This is a genomic window from Oleiphilus sp. HI0132 (assembly GCF_001635845.1).
Map to the genome: position 1 here is coordinate 1 of NZ_LWGJ01001001.1, position 4,476 is coordinate 4,476.

General features: G+C 44.3%; 5 protein-coding genes. 1 reads left to right on the forward strand and 4 read right to left on the reverse strand.

Annotated features, from left to right (window positions below):
- A partial coding sequence (locus tag A3766_RS11240) for a bifunctional diguanylate cyclase/phosphodiesterase (protein ID WP_156508875.1) occupies positions 1-1,049 on the forward strand: 1,049 nt, incomplete at its 5' end.
- Between the two features lie 20 nt (positions 1,050-1,069).
- On the opposite strand, the gene A3766_RS11245 is transcribed toward A3766_RS11240, so the two are convergent.
- The 4 genes from A3766_RS11245 to A3766_RS11260 form a co-directional block, all read right to left on the reverse strand.
- Positions 1,070-1,837, reverse strand: a complete 768-nt coding sequence (locus A3766_RS11245; protein ID WP_068509617.1) for a ParA family protein — start codon at positions 1,835-1,837, stop codon at positions 1,070-1,072.
- 24 nt (positions 1,838-1,861) lie between these two features.
- Positions 1,862-2,605 carry a DnaA ATPase domain-containing protein gene (locus A3766_RS11250; protein WP_068509619.1) on the reverse strand — a complete coding sequence of 248 codons (744 nt, stop codon included), beginning with the start codon at positions 2,603-2,605 and terminating at the stop codon, positions 1,862-1,864.
- Positions 2,602-3,183 (reverse strand): CDP-alcohol phosphatidyltransferase family protein, encoded by a 582-nt coding sequence (locus A3766_RS11255; RefSeq protein WP_068509622.1) that lies wholly within the window; start codon positions 3,181-3,183, stop codon positions 2,602-2,604. Before A3766_RS11255 ends, A3766_RS11250 begins: the two co-directional genes overlap by 4 nt.
- Positions 3,184-3,211: 28 nt before the next feature.
- Positions 3,212-4,476, reverse strand: a 1,265-nt coding sequence (locus tag A3766_RS11260; protein ID WP_068642215.1) for a DUF2066 domain-containing protein, incomplete at its 5' end; no start/stop codon positions are given.

Here is a 4,476-nt window from a genome sequence, read left to right on the forward strand (position 1 = left end):
CCAGAAATATTCTCGATAACATTACCAAGCCCGTAAATATTGGCGGGAATGAGCTTATCGTTACTTCCAGCATCGGCATTACCGTCTGCCCTAACGATGGCACGCAATATCCCGACCTTCTAAAAAATGCAGATATGGCCATGTATCGAGCGAAAAAAGCCGGACGAAACAATATTCAGTTCTATAGTCCAGAAATGAACAGTGAAATGCAGCGCCAACTAATTATTGAGCATGAGCTAAGAAACGCTATCAGCGCCAGCCAATTCAAGCTTTACTACCAACCTATCATCGACATTGAAACGGGTGAAATTCTCGCGCTTGAAGCCTTGCTACGCTGGCATCATCCTGACAAAGGTTTAGTCACGCCAGAGTACTTTATTGATGTCGCTGAGCAAACGGGCTTATTGCACGACATTGGTCAATGGGTAATTTCTAACGCCTGCCTGCAAGGACGAGCAATTCAGGAATGGTCAGACACGCCGATACAAATAGCGCTCAACCTCTCTAACCGCCAATTTAACCATCCGCGAATAGTTGAACTTATCCAAAAAGCAGTAGAGAGCACTAAATTTGATCCAAAGAACCTGATTCTGGAAATGTCGGAAAGCACGATCACAAGCAATATCGAGACATCCTTTGTGACACTTACTCAACTTAAAGAGTTGGGCGTGTCACTGACAATCGACAGCTTTGGAACCGGTCTAAGCTCACTACGACAGTTAAAGCAAATTCCCGCCGACATCATTAAGGTCGACCGAACTTTCGTGACTGGCATACCAAGGGATGAAAGCGATATGGCCATCACTGAAACACTGCTAGCTATTGCGAGTCAGATGGATTTAAAAACATTTGCTACAGGGATCGAAACGAAGGAGCAGGAAGCTTTCTTAAAGATTAATGGCTGTCGATATGGGCAAGGTTATCTCTACTCCCCACCAGTGCCGTTCAAGGAATTATATGCAATATTACATAGCTTGAATCAAGGCGAAACCTTAGGCCGGGGCGACCAGATCGTACTACCTCTGGTGCACGAATCTAAACCGGCCTAAGCTAAAAGCAGGTTTTCTTGCTACGAAGATAAATGCTCGTGAAGTTCTTCAAACTGAGTCGTTAAAGCATGCTTTGGAGCAAAGTAGATAAGCGGCTGACTTTCTTGGTGCGACTCTTTCATCTTGATTGAAGCATTAATTTTTACAGGTAATACTGGCAACCCTTCTTCTTCGAGCTCCTTCACCAAGCGCGACGGCAGACTCGCACGCGGCTGAAATTGATTCACTACAATACCCTCTATTTCCAAGCGGTCATTGTGATCTTCTTGTATGTCTTGCAACTCGCCCATAATCGTATACAAAGCTTGACGAGAGAAGTCATCGCAGTCGAAAGGAATCAAAACCTTATCGCAAGCAATTAAGCCTGAACGCGTATAGAAATTTAAAGCAGGCGCTGTATCGATGATAATTTCATCAAACTGGCTCTCTAATGCTCTTAAGGCATTTTTGAGTTTATAGATCTTATGCTTAGCCTCCAGCTTTCTTTCAAGAAAATCCATCTCAGGACTAGAGGGCAAAACATAGAGATTGTCGAAGGGGGTTTTATGCGCAAAGTCGGCAGGATCTTTATTAAACAAATTAAATGAAAGCGTTTGCTCAAAAAAATCGGCAATCGAGTCATTCAATTCAGCAGCAGGCTTTCCCATTAAATAGTGAGTAGAGTTACCTTGCGGGTCCAAATCAACAACCAAGGTTCTGCGTCCCTTAGCAGCGAAAATAGCTGCAAGATTGCAAGTAATACTCGACTTCCCTACACCGCCTTTCTGGTTGAATACTACGCGAATCATTTTTTTCTCCCTGCAGCTGATGAGCTACCAATTTAAAACTTTCTTGACGAACGGAATTGTCAATTTACGCTGCTCAGTGAGCGACGCTTTGTCTAGTTGATCAAGTAACGCTAGCAACTCTGTTAAGTTGCGCCCGCTACGCTTAATAATAAAAGTAGAAACGCCCTCTTCCAAGCTAAAGCCCTTATGTATCGCAACCTGCTGCATGATTAGTTCTTTTTCAGCATCACTATAAGCTTTCAGGCTTATCAATAAACCGGATTTTAGGCGTGACAACAAATCAGCCAAGCAGATATTCAAGGCGTCTACCGGCTGTGACAAGGCGAAAATTAACATATCACCTTGAGCTTTATAATGGTTAAATAAATTAAAAAGACAGCGTTCTTTAAACTCTCGACTTAAGCTCTGGTGACACAGCCACAAATCCAAGTGATCGAGAGCCAAAATTGAATATTGCTCAAAGCTTGAAAACAAACCCTGAACGTCACTCTCTGATAATTCAAACTCGTTTAATTCCGCAAGCGAAAAGTAACAAACATTGTCCAGCTCTTTTGACTCAGCGTAGCCAATTGCAGCATTAAGCAAATGGGTTTTACCAGACTCTTCTGGCCCAACCAGTAAGACTGCAGTTTCCTGATACTCATCTATCGCACTCGACAGCATAAACTTGGCACGATCGTTTTTTTCGCTGTAAAACGTTTCGAAGCTTAGGTCACTTTTTTCCCTAACAGGCAATAATAGTTGGCTGGATAATTCAAAAGCATTCATAAGCCAGTCTTATCATTCAATTCATTTTCTCGGCGCTGCTTGTATGCCTTTACGCCCCAAACCAAGTAATAATGAATACCGCTAATCAGAGTAATGGCACCCACTACAAATAGGCCTTCTGAAACTGCCCACTGCGGCATCGGCAGATCTGCCAAGCTCATAATCACGAGTAAGACATAAACAATCTGTAGCATTGTACAGGTCTTACCCAGCCATGAGGGCTTAATATCATAATGACTAATAAAGAAGTGATAGCCCAGCGCACCAGCTAGAATCATTACATCGCGACCAATAACGAGATATAGAAGCCACATTGGGATTTGCTCTGTCCAAGCAAGCATTACGTAAGCCGTAACGAGCAGTAGTTTATCTGCCAAAGGGTCAGCTATGGCACCAAATCGCGACTTCCAATTAAATTGGCGAGCCAAGAAACCATCAACTCCATCTGAAAGACCTGCTACAAAGAATAGAATCAAAGCCTGCAAATATTGCGCGGAATATACGCTCATCGCAAAAGGAATCACCAGCAGGATTCGAATAACAGTTAGAATATTAGGAATCTGATTAGCTGCGATCATTCTATCTCCAAAATAACCATAGCAATGACTAAGACCCGGAGCGCCAAACAAATTTATCGAGCGCATCGACAAGCATACCCTTATTTAACTCCAATATACCGTCTAGCTCCGCTTCCCGTTTTATTAGCTTTCGCCCAAGAGATAGGTGCTGAGAAAGCATTTCTCTTGTATCACGCAAGCGCAACTCAAAGGTAAGCTGATCTTCCTCGGCTAGCAACATATTTACGGATGCAACAGGCGCAAGATCTTGCAGGTAACGCTGTACATCCACATAATCTTCGAAAGAATCGATACCAAGCACTGAAATGGTATAGATTTCTGAACTTGCTACGCCAGATATAGCATACTGAGTAGATATAACGCTTGCCAAGCGAGCAACAAACTCTTTTGAAACCGATTCACTGCTTGCCTGAGCGCTTTCACCAAAGAAAGTTTGCTCACCTAGGAATAGCTGCCAGTCTGCACGCCATTGACGCTGAGAAACAGGCTCTTTTGCTTCATCAAGTTCTTGAGCCTCAGGAGTAATGGAACTTTGCAAGCGTACAATTGCAACAGCGTCGGTGCCATAGCGCTTACTAGCATCAATATGGGAGTCAGAAAACAGGCCCCATAATCCGTCAACATCTAAAAGCGAAAGGTCTGTCAGATCGGCCACAGGAATAAAAAGCGGCAAACCTCGAGTCTCAGCAATGCCAGTCAATTCAGGTAGCACCTCATCCAGTTCGGAAGCGCCGATAACGCTTCGCTGCCCTTGTTCATCAGACATCACCACCCAAACCAGAATTGAAGGACGAGACCGCCCCCAAATAGGAAGAGACAGTGATTGCAAACCCGCTTCTATGGGCGATTCTGCGAATGCAACATCCAGCATATATTGGTCAGGTACGGCGGGCTCGGCTATTAACGACTCAGTTAACTCTTCTTGGCCGGTCTGAGCGGAACTAGGCATAGAACCAGGCTCCTGTTCAACGTCTGCACCTTCATCTGTAAACTCCATAGCGAGCCTTTCGCGCTCAGCAAGCACCTCAAGATAAACGCTATACGCGGGGTTTTCTCTGTAGGCAAATGAGAGCACGTAGTTTTCAGGTGAGCGAAACTTAGAATTCACAGAAGAATCCTGCAACAATTCCTCATCACCAGTAACACGGATCAACACCTGATGCAGCGCCTGCTCAAAGCCTAGCATACGATCGGAAGGGTCTTGCGAAGGTACTGCGACAGAAGCGTTATATAAATTACCTAGCTGGACAGCGATTGAGTGTGAACTCAAAAAGGCTAGCGAAACAAGTACGA

What these genes read in the sequence shown, in the direction of transcription:
- A3766_RS11245 (WP_068509617.1), bottom strand. Translation starts at nt 1,837, where the DNA reads ATGATTCGCGTAGTATTCAACCAGAAAGGCGGTGTAGGGAAGTCGAGT.
- A3766_RS11250 (WP_068509619.1), bottom strand. Translation starts at nt 2,605, where the DNA reads ATGAATGCTTTTGAATTATCCAGCCAACTATTATTGCCTGTTAGGGAA.
- A3766_RS11255 (WP_068509622.1), bottom strand. Translation starts at nt 3,183, where the DNA reads ATGATCGCAGCTAATCAGATTCCTAATATTCTAACTGTTATTCGAATC.